A 17,694-nucleotide genomic window follows, 5' to 3' on the forward strand; every position below is an offset into this window, starting at 1 on the left:
AGAAAATGGCACGAAAGAGCAGAAAAGCACAGGCCCAGCCTGTGGCAGAAGTCAAAAAGGAGGCAGCGGCGCTCCCCACCGCCATCTATGCCCGCCTCTCGGTGGAGAACAGCGGCAAGGACGATGACGGGAACTCCCTGCAAAACCAGATCGCCGTCTGCGAGGACTATCTGGACGGATGCCCCCACCTCCGGCTCACGGAGGTCTACTCGGACAACGGCAGGACGGGGACCGTGTTCGACCGTCCGGCGTGGAACCGCCTGATGGACGATGTGCGGACGGGGAAGATACAGTGCATCGTGGTCCGCGATCTCAGCAGGTTCGGGCGCGACTATGTGGAGACCGGCAGTTATCTGGAGAAGATATTCCCGGCGCTGGGGACGCGGTTCATCTCCGTGAAGGAGAACTTCGATAACTTCACCTGCGGCAACGCGATGGAGTCCCTGTCGGTGAGCCTGCAAAACCTGGTGAACGCCATGTACTCGCGGGACATCTCCAAGAAGGTCTCCACGGCGCTCCGGGCGCAGATGGAGACGGGGAGGTTCCGCAACCGCAACCTCCCCTACGGCTACCTCTGGAACGGGGATAAGACCGCCTATGTGGTGGATGAGGACGCCGCCGCTGTTGTCCGGCAGATATTTGAGTGGAAGTTGCGGGAGGTATCGGTCTACACCATCGTTGAGCGGCTGAAAGCGGAGGGCATAGAAAGCCCGGAGCGACACAAGCGCAGGGCCGGCACCCGGAACGGCGATAACATCCAGGGCGAGGGCTGGTGTCCCTCCACCATCCGGGGCATCCTGCAAAACCGGGCGTACATCGGGGAGATGGTCTGCGGGAAGTCCGAGACGGCGCTCTACAAGGGGCTGAAAAAGCACGTCACCGAAACGGACAAGTGGATCGTAGTCCCTGACGCACACCCGCCCATCGTCTCCGCCTCGGATTTTGAGGCGGTGGAGCGGCAGATGCGGGAGGACAGCGCCCACCGGGAGACGGCTATGGAGTGGTCGGCGGACATCCGGGCGGGCATGATCGACCTCTTTGCCGGGAAGATATTCTGCGCCGACTGCGGCAAGCGGATGTACTACAAACGGCAGCGTATCCAGTGCAAGGGCGTTGTGTTCCGTGGGGTCTATGATTGCAGTACCCATGTGCGGCGGGGGCATGGGACCTGCTTCAAACACGCCATGCGGCAGGACGCCCTCAACGAGAAGGTGTTCAACGCCATCCGGGACCAGCTTCAGGTGGCGCTCGATTATGAGAAGCTCCTGCTTGCCATGCGGGGCGGCTCCGGCGAGGCCAGCGTCCGGGAGAAGCACAAGGCGGCGGTGGCAAGCGTCAAGCTCCGGCTGAACGCCCTGAAAAAGAAACGGGCGGGGCTGTATGAGAGCTATGTCGAGGGCATCCTGAACGAGGAGGAATACGCCTTTGCCAAGCAGACCTATGAGGAGCAGTACGAAGCCCTGAACCGCCTGCTGGACGAGGCTGTGGAGCGCCGGGAGCGTTTCTTGGAGTCCATCTCCCCGGACAACAAATGGCTCACCATGATGCGGGGCGTTGCCGGGATGACAGGATTGACGCAGGAGGTCGTAGACGCGATAATCGAGAAGGTACTTGTCTACGGCGGGGGCCGTATCGAGGTCGTGTTTAACTACAATGATGTATTTTACGCCATGCTGGAATGCGTGGAACAGATAAAGGAGGCGGGCGGCGATGACTGATTACCGGGTGGGCATTTATATCCGGCTTTCGCTGGCGGATGAAGATACCGGGGGCGGAAAGGCCGAGAGCGACAGCGTTGGCAACCAACGGGAGTTGATCCATCAGTTTCTGGACCGCCACCCCCAACTGAAAGCTGCTCCCCGGACGGAGTTCGTGGACGATGGGTACACCGGGACCAACACAAACCGTCCGCAGTTCCAGGCGCTTATGAAGGAGCTACGCACCGGGGCCATCAATGTGATGGTGACAAAGGATTTTTCCAGATGCCACCGGGACTATACGCAGATGGGCAACTACCTGGAGTGCGTCTTTCCTTTTTTGGGCGCCCGCTATATCTCCGTCAATGACGGCTACGACAGCGATGATTACAAGGGCGTGACCTCCGGCATGGATGTGGTCCTGCGGAACATCATCTATGAGGCGTACAGTAAGGACCTGTCCGTCAAGACCACCACGGCGAAGATCATCATGATGAAGCAGGGCAAATACATAGGCAGCTTTGCTCCCTATGGCTTTCGGTTCCATCCCACGGTCCGGAACAAACTGGTGATAGACGAGGACTCTGCGGCGGTGGTGCGGCGCATCTTCGACATGGCTTTGCAGGGCGTTGGCAATACAGATATTGCCCGCAGACTGAACAGCGAGGGCATCCTTACCCCCGGCGCCTACTTCCGGCAGAAAAATCCGGGGAGCGGACGGTTCCGTAAAGCCTCCGAAAAGAACGGCTGGACGGCGGCCTCGGTGCTGAACATACTCCACCAGTACGAATACACCGGGGCGCTGGTGGGGCGCAAGCGATACAAGGCCAGCCTCCATGAAAAGCGGACAGTCCCGCAGGATAAGGCGGACTGGATCATCTATGAAGGGGCGCATGACGCCATCATCAGCAAGGCGGACTTTGACAGGGTGCAGGAGATCATCCGGCAGAGACCGAAGCGGGCAAAAGGGACGCCGCAGGAGTATCCGCTGAAAGGGCTTCTCAAATGCGGAAACTGCCATCGGACATTGAGCCGTGTTCACAGTTCAGCCGGATATTACTACCGATGCACCAAGAGCAGGGCGGACGATGCCAGCGGTTGCCCAAAGGGAAAGCTGTTCTCCGAGAAAGAGATCGAGGGCATCGTGTTCCGGGCAGTCATGCAGATGCTGGAGATGTGCCAGGAACAGAAAAAACAGAAGTCCTCTTTGATGCTGACCCGCAAGGAGCGTATCGCCGCCTGTGTCGCGGAGCTTCAAAAGCTGGAACAGCAGCAGGAACGGTACAGGCAGGAGAAGTTCAGGGCCTATGAGGATTACAGCGGCGGTACGCTGACAAAGGATGCCTACCTGAGACAGCGGGCGGACATTGACAGCAAACTCGCCGCCGCCAGTGCCGAGCAGGACAAACAGGAACAGCTTTTGTCTGAACTGGAGCATCTGGCCTTTCAGGATAAGGCGCAGGAGGATGATGTGTTCACTTCCTTTGCCGGGGCTACGGAACTGACGGCGGAACTGGCGCAGACATTCATCAAGGAAGTGCTGGTGTCCTCCCCTACCGAGATCGAGATCGTATGGAAGTTCCGGGATGTGTTTGGAGGCCATTCTAATACCAAAGAGGAGGAAAGACATAATGGATAAACCGAGAAATGTTGCGGTCTATATGCGGGTCGCAAGAGCGCCCAGGGCGTGGATATACTGCCGGACGGCGGAACCGAACGCCTTTGCACTGAGGAGGCAACAGGAAGAACTTACGGCCTTTGCCAAGGATAACCACTATGAGGTCGTGGGCTGCACCGCCAAGCAGGAAACCGGCACAACAATGGTCCGCTCTGGAATGGCTGAGATCACCAATGCCGTCCTCCGGGGGGAGATGGACATCCTGCTTGTCCTGAACGCCACAAGGCTGGGGCGCGACATCTGGAACACGCTCGAATATGTTGGCTGGCTGGGGAAACATAATGTGAAGGTCGTCTGCCTGAACGGTGAACTTTCCAACCGGGAAGTGGGGCGGCTCCTGCGGGCAAAGCAGGCTATGCAGGACGGGGCCATTTGACGAGTGAGTTTTCCCTTTCGCATAAAGCGGATGCCGGAGGCGGTCTTTCAAAAGAAAGGCCAACAACCGCCTCCGGCATCCGTAAAAAATTTGGTGTTTAGTTGACACAAAGAGACCTTTCCCGTTTTGCAAGAAATTACAGCGATGCGGGAAGTCTGATTGATAACCTGTTTGTTCAGATGGGTGTCCGTTTTATCAGTCTTGCTGAAAATGTGGACAGCTATCTCAACCCGGACAGCGTTTCCAGTATTATCGTCCCGATTACAAATGTGATGAACGATCAATACTGCTACCAGACCTCAAAGAAAATTCGCCAGGTATTTGACTACAAGCGGCGCAACGGTCAGTACATCGGCGCATTTGCTCCTTATGGATATGTGAAGCACCCAAAGGACAAGCACCGGTTAATCATCGATCCCGATGCCGCTGAAATCGTCAAACTTATTTTCTCTTTGTTCCTAAAAGGGACATCGAAACGGGCCATCGCTTTGTATCTGAATGAACACGGCGTGCCCAGCCCCTCGGCTTATAAACTGCAAAAGGGCATACCCGTTTCAACAAGAGGATATGACGATCCTATGTGGGGAGCCCGTATGATCCACTCCATTCTGACGAACCCCACCTATACCGGGGATTTGGCGCAGGGCCGCAGTCGGGTAAAAAGCTATAAGGTACACGAGGTTGAAAGCGTTCCCCGTGAAGAATGGGTGGAAGTAGCTGGTACGCATGAGGCAATCATTGATTATGAAACCTTTGATAAGGTACAGGCCCTTTTACAGCGGGATACCCGTACTTCTCCAAAAGGCCGGGAAGTCCACCTGTTCAGCGGTTTTCTGAAATGTGCTGACTGCGGGCGGGCAATTACCCGGAGCGTAGGCAACAACAATAATGTGTACTATGCCTGCTCCACCTACAAGAACCGCTCCCGGACAGCCTGCACAATGCACTCAATCAAGCATAACCGTCTGGAGGCCGCTGTCCTCTTTGCGGTACAACAGCAAGTCCATCTGGCTGTTTCATACTCGGAAATGATTGCCCGCATTAACACCGCCCCGGTCAAAAAGAGCCAGTCCATCCGTTTGGAAGAACTGATTGCTGCGAAAGAGCGGGAACTGGCAAAAATCAGCCGCTACAAGCAGTCCCTTTATCAAGACTGGAAAGACGGGGAAATTACCCAGCAGGACTACCGGGATATGAAGGCCGATTATGAGCGACAGACCATCGCTCTTACGGATGTACTGACCCGGCTGAACGCTGAACGGGCGGAACTGGCAAACGGTGTAAAGAGTGAACATCCTGCACTGGTGGCCTTTACAAAACATCAAAATATCGACCAGCTTTCCCGAGAACTTCTCGTTGAGCTGATCGATCATATCAAGGTTTATGAGAATGGAAACATTAGTGTGAGATTTAAGTTTGCGGATGAATTTAGACGCATCGCAGAATACATTGAAATCAACACCACAAAACCCGCAGTAGCGGGCTAACCCCCGCTACATACCCCTTTGACAGTGTGTTTTCCTAATAGGAGCTAATCATATGGAAATAGCAATGATATTCAAAATGAGCAGTTTTTTCTGTTTTCTGACCAAAGTCATTTATATTATATAGAGAAAACCAAAAGCAGATACAAACGTTTGTGTGATTTGCTGATCCAAGAGAATATATTGTTTTCTGATTTTTTTGAACATCAACAAAAGAATATTCGTTGGCTTATTGAAAGGGGGATAGTGATAGAGCAACCAGATAGTTACTTGAAATTAAATGGGCCTAAAGTTTTTATTTTCAAAGACTTATATGATCATGATGTGATTTGTCCTCAATACTATGATGATGAATTGAAAAAAATAATTGATGAATGGATCAGGAATGGTGAGTTGAGATTAGGAAATAGCCTTTTCTCAGAACCGGAACAGGATTATCTTAATTATGAGTTGAATAAATCCTCTTATAGTAATGGACTTGATTTGCGTAACAAGTATGCACATAGCACTTATCCAGAAAACGAAAAGACACAATTTGTAGATTATGTTAGACTGCTAAAGATTATGATTCTTGTTATTACAAAGATTAATGAGGAATTCTGTTTAAGAGAAAGTATGAAGGAAATATGTGAAGAGATGGAAAATGTATAATAAAAACAGAATTCTATTATGTAAAAATGTACATAGGGCCGGCAGGCGAGATCCTGCTGGCTCTTGCAGTTATAACCTTTTCATTCATACTTCAAAACTTTTTGAGACTTCCGCTTTTGTGGGAGTTTTTATAACATTATAAGGAAGAAAAGGAATGATGGCTGACATGCTCCGCAGGCATATGCCATCCATGCGGTGCAGGTATTTGAAAAAAGATATGGCAGATAGTAGAATGAAAGTATCAGGGAACTGGTGACAGCGCTATCAGAAATCAGGTAAAAAAGAACACAAAACACATTTTTGTATAGCGTTAAAGCCAGTGTTTTCAATGGGTTCCAGAGGGAGGCTACATTTTAGTATCCAGTGTGGTGGTATAGCTGTCCAATGGCAATTCATTCGTTTCTTGATATGCATGATCTCAGTGGAAAACAGGTTTATCTGTTCTGTTCACATGGAACAGGAGGACTTGCCAGCAGTGTAAAGGATATCACCGCAGACATTCCAGATGCGATTATTTCTGAGGATGCATTTCATGTTTATCAGGATGATGATACCGCTTCTGCAAAAGAGGATTTAATTACATGGCTTAAGGGCTTGGAGGATTAAAGGAGGACACGATATGAAACAAATGCAATATCGAGGGCTGCCCCACGGAGGGGATAATATCAGTATTATAGGACTTGGCACCAGTTCCATTCAGGCAGCCAGTGAACGGGAAATTGAAGAAACCGTTCGTTATGCCTTGGAGCGGGGCATCAACTATTTTGATATGGCCTCTGCCGAGGCAAAACCCTTTGCAGCCTATGGCCGTGCATTGGCAGGAAATCGGAAAAAAGCATATTTCCAGATTCATTTTGGAGCAAATTATGCCACGGGTACATACGGCTGGACAACGAACTTGGATACGATCAAACGCTCTGTTGATTGGCAGCTTCACGCCCTGCAAACGGATTATATTGATTTTGGATTTATCCACTGCATCGATGAGGCGGCAGACCTGAGAAAAGTGGAAAAGGCGGGTGTGATCCGCTATATTCAGGAGTTGCAGAGTCAGGGAGTGGTTCGTCACATCGGCCTGTCCTCCCATACGCCAGAGCTTGCCAATCGTGTGCTGGATATGGGAATCCTGGATATGCTGATGTTCAGCATTAATCCCGGTTACGATTACCGCAAAGGTGCTTACGGAATTGGCAATGTGGAGGAACGAATGGCGCTGTACCGCCGATGCGAAAAGGAAGGCGTCGGCATTTCTGTTATGAAGGCCTTCAGCGGCGGGCAGCTTTTGGATGCTCGAACATCCCCATTTGGTCAGGCGCTTACAGAATATCAGTGCCTGCAATATGCCCTGGATAAACCGGGAGTATTGACGGTTCTTCCCGGTATTCGTGGGAAAGAGGATTTGGACCGCATCCTCGGTTTCCTGGAAGCGGATTCGGAAGAAACGGACTATTCTGTCATCGGCAATTTTGCACCCCAGGATGCAAATGGTAAGTGTGTTTACTGCAATCACTGTAAACCTTGTCCGGCAGGATTGGACATCGGTCTGATCAATAAGTATTATGATTTGTCCAGGGCTGGAGACAGTCTCGCTCATAGTCACTATGAGAAGCTGGAAAAGAAAGCGTTTGATTGTGTAAAATGCGGGCACTGCAATACGCGCTGTCCGTTCCATGTGGATCAGGTTTCAAGAATGGAGACCATTGCAGCATATTTCCATAAATAATTTGAAAAGGAGAATTAAATTATGAGAGCAGACGAATTTCAACAGATTTTTCCTTTAGGGGATAAAAATGATGCTTATGCCCAATTTTTTGTAGGGCAAAGCTATCTCAAAATGCTGACTACCGAGCGTGTTGGTATTGCCAATGTAACATTTGAACCGGGATGCCGCAATAACTGGCATATCCACCACAAAGGCGGTCAGATTTTACTTTGCACTGCCGGACGGGGATATTATCAGGAATGGGGCAAGCCTGCACAGGAACTAAAGCCGGGAGATGTTGTCAACATTCCGCTAGAGGTGAAGCACTGGCACGGAGCTGCCCCAGACAGTTGGTTTTCCCACCTGGCTGTTGAGGTTCCGGCAGAGGGAGCCTCTAATGAATGGCTGGAAGAAGTTGCGGAACAGGAATATAGCAAATTGAAATAAAGGAGAGGGTAACTATGAAAAAAGTAACAGCAGGCAGAGATGCTTTGGGGGATTTTGCACCTAAATTTGCCGAACTGAACGATGATGTGCTGTTTGGTGAGGTGTGGTCAAGAGAGGATAAGCTGTCAGAAAGGGATAGAAGTATTGTTACGGTAACGGCACTTATGGCAAATGGTGTTCTGGATAGCTCTCTTGAATTTCATATTCGTGAGGCAAAGAAAAACGGTGTAACCAAAGAAGAAATGGCAGAGATTTTAACCCATGCGGCCTTTTATGCAGGCTGGCCAAAGGCATGGGCAGCATTTCGGCTGGCGAAAGAGATTTATCAAGATTAAGGAGGAATCATATCATGTTAGGAAATTTCGTTTATTCTAACCCGACAAAGCTTTATTTTGGAGAGGAATCTTTGCATTATCTTAATGAAGAACTTCCCAAATATGGAAAGACCGTTCAATTGATTTATGGAAGCGGTTCGATCAAGAGAAATGGAATTTATGACCAGGTAATGGATATTCTTAAGGCCAATAATAAAGTGGTCGTGGAGGATGGCGGCGTCATGCCGAATCCCACAGTAGAAAAGTTGATGGAAGGTGTTCGGATTGCCAGAGAGAATCAGGTGGATTTTCTGCTGGCCGTGGGAGGCGGCTCTTGCTGTGACTATGCGAAAGCAGTTTCTGTTTCTGTTCACTGTGATGAAGACCCCTGGGAGAAATATTATATTCGCTTTGAGGAGCCTGCTTGTCCGATTGTTCCGGTTGGCTGTGTTCTGACTATGGTAGGAACAGGAAGTGAGATGAATGGCGGCGCAGTCATCACGAACCGTGAACAGAAGCTAAAAATCGGTCATGTGTTTGGAGATAATGTGATGCCGAAGTTTGCGATTCTGAATCCCAGATTTACCTTTACACTTCCAAAACGTCAGATGGTGGCCGGTATTTATGACATTTTCAATCATATTTGTGAACAGTATTTTTCCGGCGAGGATGACAATACCAGCGATTATATCAGCGAGGCATTGATGAAATCGGTTATCCACAGCTCCCGTATTGCCATTCAGAATCCGGAGGACTATGAAGCAAGATCCAATATTATGTGGACAGCGACATGGGCGCTCAACACCCTTATTGCACAGGGGAAAGCTACTGACTGGATGGTGCATATGCTCGGTCAGTCTGTAGGTGCCTACACCGATGCTACACATGGCATGACACTGGCTGCTGTTTCTCTGGCATACTATCGGTATATTTGTCCTTATGGGCTTGCCAAGTTCCGCCGCTTTGCAGTGAATGTGTGGGATGTTGATCAAAACGGTAAAAATGATGAACAGATTGCTGCGGAAGGGCTTTCTTGTATGGAGAGCTGGATGAAGGAGCTGGGACTCGTGATGAATTTGCGTGATTTGGGTGCTACGGAGGATATGTTGGAAGGTATTGCAGACGGAACTTTCATTATGGAAGGCGGATATAAAATACTGACCCGTAATGAGGTGTTCGATATCCTGAAAGCCAGTATTTGAGATGTAATTTAATGATTATGATTTTAATTGTGTTGTCAAAATTTATCGGAAAAGAAGAGTAAAAATCTTATCGTATTTTTGCTAAAAGCTACAGAGATGAAAGCGGAGAATTTTTTGACAGGAATCTGATCAGAAGCGGACAGTTAAAGAGATTTGAAAACACTACAAAATATAAGGTACTGCCTAATCATCAATACGGTTGAGCAGTACCTTTTTGCTATGTAATAATGTTTAATCCGTTCGATCTTTAAAATATCTCCCTGATTTAGTTCCAATGGCATCACCACACCTCTCTCCCGACAGGTTCACCCACTCATACTCTCCATCAAGATTTAAGTTTCCGCCATATTCAGCTGCCCGTTCCTCAAATTATGGGCGGGGTTAAATAATGCTCCTATATTGCCGGAGCATATCAACTGTCAGGGCTGCCGCACTGAGGGGATAAAAACGGTATTCTGTGACAGGCTTTGCGGCATTCGTCAGTGCGCATTGAAAAAAGGCGTGACGACATGTGGTGACTGCCCGGAAATGGAAACGTGTCAGGCTGTTGGGACAGTCCTCTTATATAATCCTGAAGCGCTGAAAAATCTGAGAGGATAGGAGATCGGCCATATAACATGACAACTTCTCACTAAAGATATGATTACTTTTGATGTAAATAGTCTTAAATGGACAAGGAGACCACTGGATTTTCTTGTAGAGGACGGGAAGATAGAAATCACAACCAAACCTCACACCAATCTATGGCAGAGAACCTACTATCATTTTCGAAATGATAACGCCCCTGTGCTGCATATGGGAAAATTATGTGGTATCGCTTCAGCCGCAGAGAGGACGATTATTGTATTGAATGCTCTCTTGACGGTGAGAACTTCAATCAGATGCGTGTGTGTCATATGCTGAAAGGCGGTGGAAAGATTCAATTTGGCATTTATGCCTGCAGTCCAGAGGAATCATCTTTTACAGCGGTGTTTTCGGATATGAAAATAACAGAATGTGCATGGAAAGCACACGATGGCCAAGCACCAGATGAAGCGCTATCTGGCTAAGAAGGCCAGGAGGGCATCGGGAAGGATGGAGTGTGGTAGTGCCGATGGCATGGGCAGTGATTTCGTTTTTCACAATACCTGCGTTAATCATGGCGTCTGCCAGTTTCCTGGCGCTTCCGGTAGTACCGGAAGATACAATCTGATAAGCTTTTTTGTCAAACTGCTCACTTAAAAGGTGGAGCAGTTTTTTTTGCAGTAAAATCGGCATGATTTCGATTTCTGGTGTACATCCGGCAGATTTTACATGGATAATTTCATTGAATCCGTGGGAAGCGTAATATTTGGCGCCCCAAAGAAGGCTAAATGCAGACATTCGGAGCATAAATGTCTGAATTTTGGACATCGGCATGGCAAATGCCCATTGAAACAGAGCAGAAGAAAAACTAAAGTGATGACATAAATCTATTTGTGCAGGAGGTGAAAACTCTGAAGAAACTTTGTATTGCGCGAAACGGATACATTTTAATATCTATCCTTTTTTATATCGCTGGAGTTCTCTATATGGTGCTGCCTGAATTGCCACCTATGGCAGTTTGCATATGATTAACTCCTATTAGGAAAACACACTGTCAAAAGGGTTTTTGCTTTTGGCGGGGGTCAGCCCGCCTCGGCGGTGTCGGTGGTGTTGATTTCAATGTACTCGGCAATCTTACGGAACTCGTCCGCGAACTTGAAATGAACGCTGATATTGCCGTTTTCGTAAACCTTGATATGGTCTACCAAGTCCGTGAGGATTTCACGGGTCAGCGTTTCGATGCTTTGATACTTTGCAAAGGCTACCAGCGCGGGATGTTCCTTGTCAACGCCGTTTGCCAGCTCCGCACGTTCTGCGTTCAGCCGGGCCAGCACATCCGCAAGCTCGGCGGCCTGCCGTTCATAATCGGATTTCATATCCCGGTATTCCTGCTGGGTGATTTCCCCGTCTTTCCAATCTTGATACAGTGACTGCTTGTAGCGGGTTATCCGGGTCAATTCCTTTTCCTTTGCGGCTATCTGGTCGTTAAGACGGTGGGATTGACTTTTTTTCAGCGGGGCCGAGTTGATGTTGGTTATCATTTCCGAGTAGGAAACGGCGGTGTTCACTTGATACTGGATAGCGAACAGAACGGCGGCCTCCAGACGGTTGTGCTTGATAGAGTGCATGGAGCAGGCCGTCCGGGAGCGGTTCTTGTAAGTGGAGCAGGCGTAATAGATATTTTTCCCGCTCTGGCTGCGGGTGATGGATTTCCCGCAGTCCGCACATTTCAGAAAACCGCTGAACAGATGAACCTCGCGCCCTTTGGGGGATGTCCGGGTATCGCGTACCAGCAGGGCCTGCACCTTGTCAAAGGTTTCGTGGGTGATGATGGCCTCGTGGGTATCGGGAACGCGCACCCATTCTTCCTCCGGCACAGCCTCAATCTGGTGTACCTTGTAGCTTTTCACCCGGCGGCGGCCCTGTACCAAATCCCCGGTATAGATGGGGTTGGTGAGGATTTCATGTATCATGCGGGCCCCCCACATGGGGTCGTCCGCCACAGCCGAGGAAACGGGCAGGCCCTTTTTCCGGCGGTAGGCCGTGGGGCTGGGTATGCCGTGTTCGTTCAGATACAAGGCGATGGCCCTTTTAGACGAGCCTTGCAGGAGCATGGAATACACGCGCTTGACGATTTCAGCCGCATCTGCATCCACAATAAGCTGGTGCTTGTCCTTTGGGTCTTTGATGTAGCCATAGGGGGCGAAAGAGCCGATATACTGGCCGTTGCGCCGCTTGTAATCAAAAACCTGCCGGATTTTCTTTGAGGTCTGATAACAATACTGGTCGTTCATCACATTGGTTATCGGCACAATAATGCTGTTCACGCTATCCGGGTTTAGGTAGCTGTCCACGCCCTCGGCCAAGCTGATAAAGCGGACGCCCATTTGCACAAAAAGGTTATCAATCAGACTGCCGGCGTCACTGTAATTCCGGGCAAAACGGGAGAGGTCTTTCACCACAACGCAGGTAATTTTTCCGTTCATCACATCCCCCAAAAGCCGCTGGAAACTTTCGCGTTCCGTATCGGTTCCCGTGTGCCCATCGTCCACATACTCGGTGTAGCTTTCAAATTCTTCCGCATGGTTGAAGTGAAAATCGTTGAGTATGTCGCGCTGATTTTTCACGCTGTTGCTATCGTCAAGTCCCCGGTTGATTTTCTGCAAATCCTCGCGGGAGAGCCGGATATAGCCGCCCATTTTCCAGTGCCGGGCCGTATAGGTAGGGGTTAAAATCTGCTGATACCCTCTGTTTTTTTGCCTTGCCATTTGTCCTCCTTCCCTATCACATTACAGTTATATTATAACTCCGATTAGGGGTATCGGCAAGGATGCCGCCGGGCAGGAAAAGGGGGTGGCACTGTAAAAAGTACCACCCCAGCTTTGGGACATTTTGTCCCAAAGAGGATAGCTATATCACCATCTACTTGTCTTGAAAAAGACTGCAGGCAAATTTTCTGCTGTCCTTGATACGGTAACAATTTTACAAAAATATGAATTTGTTAATCTTCATTCCTGGCCGCGACATGAACGTGCTCAACAACTCCGTTTTGGTCATAATAAACAATGAGGTTATACGTGTTATTGGTTTCCCAAATATCACCCCACATCCCCGACAGACTGCTATCTGGTTCTCCCCATACCTCTATTAACTGTGTGTACTTGTAACCTTGTAATTGTTCTGTTGCATAATCTACACCTTGGTTTTGGCAATAGGAAACCATCAATTCTTTTGAGGGAATATTGTCGTTACTTTTCCGGTTGTAATATCCGTAGAACCAGACAGATACACATAGTACAGTAATCAAGATTATTGCAAAAACAAATAGTACCTTCTTTTTCATACAATCACACTCCTTATTAAATTGGGAATTTATCTGTTTACTGGGAAACCAAGTATAGCACATTCTTTTACTGTTACTGTTGTTTATCCCCCTCACCTTTGGGACAAAATGTCTCAAAGTCACATTTTTTAATCTTCATCTTCGATATATTCAAGAATATCCCCCGGCTGGCACTTTAGAACTTTGCAGATTGCGTCTAACGTACTGAACCGAACAGCTTTTACTTTTCCCGTTTTCAAGTAAGAGAGATTGACATTAGATATACCGACCTGGGCCGCCAAGTCATTAAGCCTCATTTTTCTGTCCGCCAGCACCCGGTCAAGCCGAATAATAATCATAGCGTATGATCCACCTCGTCCTGCAAATGCACCCCATAATGGATGATGTATGCAGCTACAATAAAAGCGATGCTGGGGATAAGCATATTAAACATAGTCTGCCCTGTAGAAATGGACATTCGGCCATTAGATACAAGGTTGATAAGCCAGCAAATCAACAGTTTGATAAATGGAACAAAAACAGCCACCGAAAATTGGAGTAACCCATAATAAAGCAAATAAGAGGAGTTTTGCTCTGTAAAAATTTCCCCTTTGTTTATATTGGCAAATACGCGGCTTAAAAACCAATAAGCAAAAATCATGGGGACAATATTGATGGCATACATGAAAGAAAGACCTATCTGAATTGTTGGCTCAATCTGGTCATTATCATTCGTCCATACATGAATATCATCCTTTGTATGGACAGTCATACTGCGAGAATGTGAATTGTGATTTTCCTCTGCGTAAATTGCCCGTTCAAAGGTTCCTGCTTTTGTATGCAGGAAAAAAGTTTGACGCCCCATAAAACTGAGAACAGTACATAAGACATAGAAACAGATTACAAAATAACAAGCAAATTTCATTAACTGAGCAGCAGGTCTTGCAAACCGTTCATTTGCGAGTTTCTGAATGAATTTCATAGTTTATCACCTCGGTCTTATGATAGCAAAGAAATTCAAATATGTCAATAATAATTTAATGTTTATCATTAAATTATTATTGACATATTTTATCGAGAAGAAAACTCGCTACCATATCGCAAAGCCTACTGGTACGAACGCTATTATTTTGCTATTTTTTGGGGAGCGCACAAACGGCAAGCAGGGCAAGTGTAGCCACACTTGCCATTTTTGACTGGCCGGGGGCCGTCAAAAATGCTTGTTGGGGAGCCTCCCCAAACCCGGCTCTTTGGGACAAAATGTCCCAAAGAGGTTGGCTGCGGAACCGCCGCTGTCGCGCCGGTTCCTTATAAAAAGACAGCAGACAAAGCGCCTGCTGTTTTTAATGCGTTAGCTTATTTCACAAACTAAAAGTTACATTCCCAGAATGGTGAACACCTTGTGACCTTTGAAACATCTGTCCACCCACGGAATAGCCTCTGTAATGATTTCGCGCCAAGAAGAATATGTATCTTGAGAGATTTTTACTATGTCATTCCACTGTGCTTTCGTGACCACTGTTATGCCATAATAGTCAAACTCTCCAATAACACGTCCAAATAATTCAGACAAATTAAATCTATCCCATAGCGTGTCACTGATACTGAGAGAATCCGGTAGCCAACATTTGTCATGGTAATATCCTTGTTGAAATTCAAAATAACAAGTGCTGTGGGATGCTTTACGTTCTTCCTCACTAACAAAGTATTTCAACATTCCTACCTCCTCAGTTCCCGACTTGTTAGTAACCATTTTAGGCAGAACACTTACTGTCTTTAATAATTGTAAGGTATTAGTAAGGAGGCATTCAACGATTAAACAGCGAACCTGTACCACTATGCGAACTTCCATCATTTTCTGTATAGGTTTGAATAAAACGGGGCTCTCGCTTTGTGCAATAATAAAATCGCATTAGAATATCCACGACATCAACTTTTTTCTCAAGCCCCAAAAAATCTGCCAACTTTTGCTGTGCTTCAGATAGGTCAAAGCCATCCGCCTTGAAACTCTCTTTAAGCCTTTCAAAATTTCCTTTTGCAAACTTTCCCAGCTTTTCTCTATCTGGGTAAACTTCCTCGCAAAGATAATCCTGCCAATAGGGGCAACGTATCACAAATTCAAAGAAGTCATGCATGCTATCTGCAATCCGGCCACACGCACCTTCGCTTCCCCAATAGCCGACAGACCCATCTTCCAGCAAAATATATTCACTTCCACTACCAGCCTGGGCAAATGTTGTTCCGGGAATATTATATGTTAAATGTCCAAATTCATTTTCAGGAGCCTTAGACATTGGGAGTATCTCCACATCACAGGCAGTACTCAGCAAGGCTAACAAATTGCAGTCCTCACGCAGTTCTTTTATAATCTCCATTGTACTATACCCCCATTCAAATTTGTTTGATTAAGTATAGCATATCTCGATGGGAATGTCCATCCCCGCGCCTTTGGGACAAAATGTCTCAAAGCGCAGCCGCCCATGTTAGCTTTTGTGGAACGAATAGAGCGCAGGACATATGAAAAGACAGCAAGACAAACGCCTGCTGTCTTTAATGTGTCAGCTTGTTTCAACCCCCAAATTCATTGTACGGTGTCTATTTCATCTCTTATAGTGTTTTGAATAGCTCGGTCTAAACTAATGCTATATACTACTGAAATTGTCAGCAGAATACAAAAGATAGTTACAACACCAACGGAAGTTATAAAATCAAAAGCAACTCGGATAAATAGAGCAATGCCAAAAAAGGAAACTGTGAGAATAATCGGTAAATTTGTTTTGATGAGAGCATACTTACCATAAAGCCTAATAGCAGTTTCTTTATAAGATTGACGAATGGCAGCTGCCTGCTTATTGGCTGTCTTGGACAAGCCAATATACAAATATCTGCATGAAATAGCAATAGTGAGTACCCATTGCCACCAATCAACCGATATAATATCTAAAGCAAAAAGGAACAATCCACCTGCACAAAGTATTCCAAACAAAAATGCTGATTTATTGTAGATTCTCATATCCGCCCCTCCACAGCAATTCCAATTTGTTAGTAACGAGCTTATTTTAGAAATTAAGTATAACACTTTCTTGCATAACTGTCCAGCCCCTCATCCTTGGGACAAAATGTCTCAAAGTACCCCTCTATGTTAGCTTTTGTGGAACGAATAGGGCACAGGACATATAAACATACCACCCCCTTGCCGAACGCGCCCGGAAACCCTTGATACAAGCGGGTTTCAAACGCCTAAATGCTAACAGTCCAGCCGTGGAAAATAAGCGGTTTTACAGCGCGTTCAACCCTATCCCCCCGCCCTTTCCCATTCATGGGAAAGGGGGCGGCTCTGGAGGATATATCCCCCGCCGCGCCGGAGGGGTAGCACAGCCGGGGCGGGCCGTCAAGGGCAAGCCGCCGCAAGCGGCGGTACTACGCACCCTTGACTGCCCACTCCCGGCTGTGCTCAATAGTAGGCGGCGACGGGGGATATACCACCAGAGCCCCTATGTAAAAATGCGCGGGGACAACGATTGCTTTGGGACAAAATGTCTCGAAGTTACCGCGCGATAATTTGATTTTGCGGGTGGAATGGCCAGGGTCTGCTGGGGGCCGCCTTGATAACCAAAACAGGGCGGCCCCCAGTGGGCATCGGCCATATCGCGCAAAAAAGCCGTCCTATTTTCAAGGACGACTTTCTGCGTAATGTGATAGTTTCAATCTATTTTCTTGCATTTACGTCAAAAATCTTTCGATTTCGTGTTCCTAATAAGAGTTAATCATATGCAGCGGAATCATATTGATTGCCTATGGCATTATAAAGATTATAGGATATTTATCTGACGACCTGTTTTGCCTGGCTTTTCAATATGATTTGGGATGCGGATTGTTTTTGATTGTACTGGGTGCAATTGTCCTTTTATGCAATTTGAAGGTCTGGCAATACCTGCAGCCGGCTTTGGGAATGCTGATTCTGTTAGACGGACTTATGACAATCCAAACATCAAAGGATTCAAAAAAATTTGGTCTGGAAACCTGGCATTTCATTTTGATCTGTGCAATCGTTGCAGGAGCGCTGGGAGTAGTGGTGGTAATAAAATCATTTTGGGGAGCCCCTTCACGTATTGTGAATGGCTGTGCCATTTTGGCAGAGGGCTTTATGAATCACTTGCTGGTAAAGAGTACAGTCATGATCATAAGCGGCCACTCATATCAGGAGGAAGGACAACAAAATATGTAACATGCAGCAAATGATGAAAAAGTACATAG

19 protein-coding genes and 2 pseudogenes are annotated in these 17,694 nt (G+C 47.4%); 13 read left to right on the forward strand and 8 right to left on the reverse strand.

Annotated features, from left to right (window positions below):
- The first annotated feature begins 5 nt into the window (after window positions 1-5).
- The 12 genes and pseudogenes from LIZ87_RS08395 (at window position 6) to LIZ87_RS22860 (ending at window position 10,600) form a co-directional block, all read left to right on the forward strand.
- Window positions 6-1,718 (forward strand): recombinase family protein, encoded by a 1,713-nt coding sequence (locus LIZ87_RS08395; RefSeq protein WP_227146353.1) that lies wholly within the window; start codon window positions 6-8, stop codon window positions 1,716-1,718.
- Window positions 1,711-3,336 (forward strand): recombinase family protein, encoded by a 1,626-nt coding sequence (locus LIZ87_RS08400; protein ID WP_227146356.1) that lies wholly within the window; start codon window positions 1,711-1,713, stop codon window positions 3,334-3,336. Before LIZ87_RS08395 ends, LIZ87_RS08400 begins: the two co-directional genes overlap by 8 nt.
- Entirely contained in the window at window positions 3,329-3,751 is a 423-nt protein-coding gene (locus LIZ87_RS08405; protein WP_227146359.1) for a recombinase family protein, read from the forward strand. The genes LIZ87_RS08400 and LIZ87_RS08405 overlap by 8 nt, the downstream gene beginning before the upstream one ends.
- A gap of 101 nt (window positions 3,752-3,852) precedes the next feature.
- Window positions 3,853-5,238 (forward strand): recombinase family protein, encoded by a 1,386-nt coding sequence (locus LIZ87_RS08410; protein WP_227146362.1) that lies wholly within the window; start codon window positions 3,853-3,855, stop codon window positions 5,236-5,238.
- 150 nt (window positions 5,239-5,388) lie between these two features.
- Window positions 5,389-5,886 carry a hypothetical protein gene (locus LIZ87_RS08415; protein ID WP_227146364.1) on the forward strand — a complete coding sequence of 166 codons (498 nt, stop codon included), beginning with the start codon at window positions 5,389-5,391 and terminating at the stop codon, window positions 5,884-5,886.
- A gap of 363 nt (window positions 5,887-6,249) precedes the next feature.
- Window positions 6,250-6,492: a flavodoxin gene (locus LIZ87_RS08420; protein WP_227146367.1), complete on the forward strand. Its 243-nt coding sequence runs from the start codon at window positions 6,250-6,252 to the stop codon at window positions 6,490-6,492.
- 13 nt (window positions 6,493-6,505) lie between these two features.
- Window positions 6,506-7,609, forward strand: coding sequence for an aldo/keto reductase (locus LIZ87_RS08425; protein ID WP_227146369.1), 1,104 nt, complete (start codon window positions 6,506-6,508; stop codon window positions 7,607-7,609).
- A 21-nt stretch (window positions 7,610-7,630) separates the two neighbouring features.
- Entirely contained in the window at window positions 7,631-8,035 is a 405-nt protein-coding gene (locus LIZ87_RS08430) for a cupin domain-containing protein (protein WP_227146372.1), read from the forward strand.
- Window positions 8,036-8,049: 14 nt separating this feature from the next.
- On the forward strand, window positions 8,050-8,370 hold the full coding sequence (locus LIZ87_RS08435) for a carboxymuconolactone decarboxylase family protein (protein ID WP_227146375.1): 321 nt from the start codon (window positions 8,050-8,052) through the stop codon (window positions 8,368-8,370).
- A 14-nt stretch (window positions 8,371-8,384) separates the two neighbouring features.
- Entirely contained in the window at window positions 8,385-9,551 is a 1,167-nt protein-coding gene (locus tag LIZ87_RS08440) for an iron-containing alcohol dehydrogenase (protein ID WP_227146377.1), read from the forward strand.
- Window positions 9,552-9,917: 366 nt separating this feature from the next.
- A pseudogene (locus tag LIZ87_RS08445) lies at window positions 9,918-10,151 on the forward strand (DUF3795 domain-containing protein); the annotation flags it as partial.
- 39 nt (window positions 10,152-10,190) lie between these two features.
- Window positions 10,191-10,600, forward strand: a pseudogene (locus tag LIZ87_RS22860) (DUF1349 domain-containing protein).
- On the opposite strand, the gene LIZ87_RS08455 reads toward LIZ87_RS22860, so the two are convergent.
- From LIZ87_RS08455 to LIZ87_RS08490, 8 genes are all read right to left on the reverse strand, one after another.
- Complete coding sequence (locus LIZ87_RS08455; RefSeq protein WP_227146460.1) at window positions 10,512-10,913, reverse strand: hypothetical protein; 402 nt, start codon at window positions 10,911-10,913, stop codon at window positions 10,512-10,514. The pseudogene LIZ87_RS22860 and the gene LIZ87_RS08455 overlap by 89 nt on opposite strands.
- Window positions 10,914-11,197: 284 nt before the next feature.
- Window positions 11,198-12,883, reverse strand: coding sequence for a recombinase family protein (locus LIZ87_RS08460; protein WP_227146380.1), 1,686 nt, complete (start codon window positions 12,881-12,883; stop codon window positions 11,198-11,200).
- Between the two features lie 233 nt (window positions 12,884-13,116).
- Entirely contained in the window at window positions 13,117-13,458 is a 342-nt protein-coding gene (locus tag LIZ87_RS08465; protein ID WP_227146382.1) for a hypothetical protein, read from the reverse strand.
- Window positions 13,459-13,586: 128 nt separating this feature from the next.
- Entirely contained in the window at window positions 13,587-13,796 is a 210-nt protein-coding gene (locus tag LIZ87_RS08470; protein WP_227146385.1) for a helix-turn-helix domain-containing protein, read from the reverse strand.
- On the reverse strand, window positions 13,793-14,419 hold the full coding sequence (locus tag LIZ87_RS08475) for a DUF2975 domain-containing protein (protein ID WP_227146388.1): 627 nt from the start codon (window positions 14,417-14,419) through the stop codon (window positions 13,793-13,795). Before LIZ87_RS08475 ends, LIZ87_RS08470 begins: the two co-directional genes overlap by 4 nt.
- Window positions 14,420-14,812: 393 nt before the next feature.
- Window positions 14,813-15,154 carry a hypothetical protein gene (locus LIZ87_RS08480; RefSeq protein ID WP_227146390.1) on the reverse strand — a complete coding sequence of 114 codons (342 nt, stop codon included), beginning with the start codon at window positions 15,152-15,154 and terminating at the stop codon, window positions 14,813-14,815.
- Between the two features lie 91 nt (window positions 15,155-15,245).
- Complete coding sequence (locus LIZ87_RS08485; protein ID WP_227146395.1) at window positions 15,246-15,812, reverse strand: hypothetical protein; 567 nt, start codon at window positions 15,810-15,812, stop codon at window positions 15,246-15,248.
- Between the two features lie 206 nt (window positions 15,813-16,018).
- On the reverse strand, window positions 16,019-16,450 hold the full coding sequence (locus tag LIZ87_RS08490; RefSeq protein WP_227146398.1) for a hypothetical protein: 432 nt from the start codon (window positions 16,448-16,450) through the stop codon (window positions 16,019-16,021).
- A gap of 963 nt (window positions 16,451-17,413) precedes the next feature.
- On the opposite strand from LIZ87_RS08490, the gene LIZ87_RS08495 reads away from it, so the two are divergent.
- Window positions 17,414-17,665, forward strand: coding sequence for a hypothetical protein (locus LIZ87_RS08495; RefSeq protein ID WP_227146400.1), 252 nt, complete (start codon window positions 17,414-17,416; stop codon window positions 17,663-17,665).
- Window positions 17,666-17,694: the final 29 nt, after the last annotated feature.

Source organism: Lacrimispora sp. 210928-DFI.3.58 (assembly GCF_020554865.1).
Classification (GTDB): Bacteria; Bacillota; Clostridia; order Lachnospirales; family Lachnospiraceae; genus Enterocloster.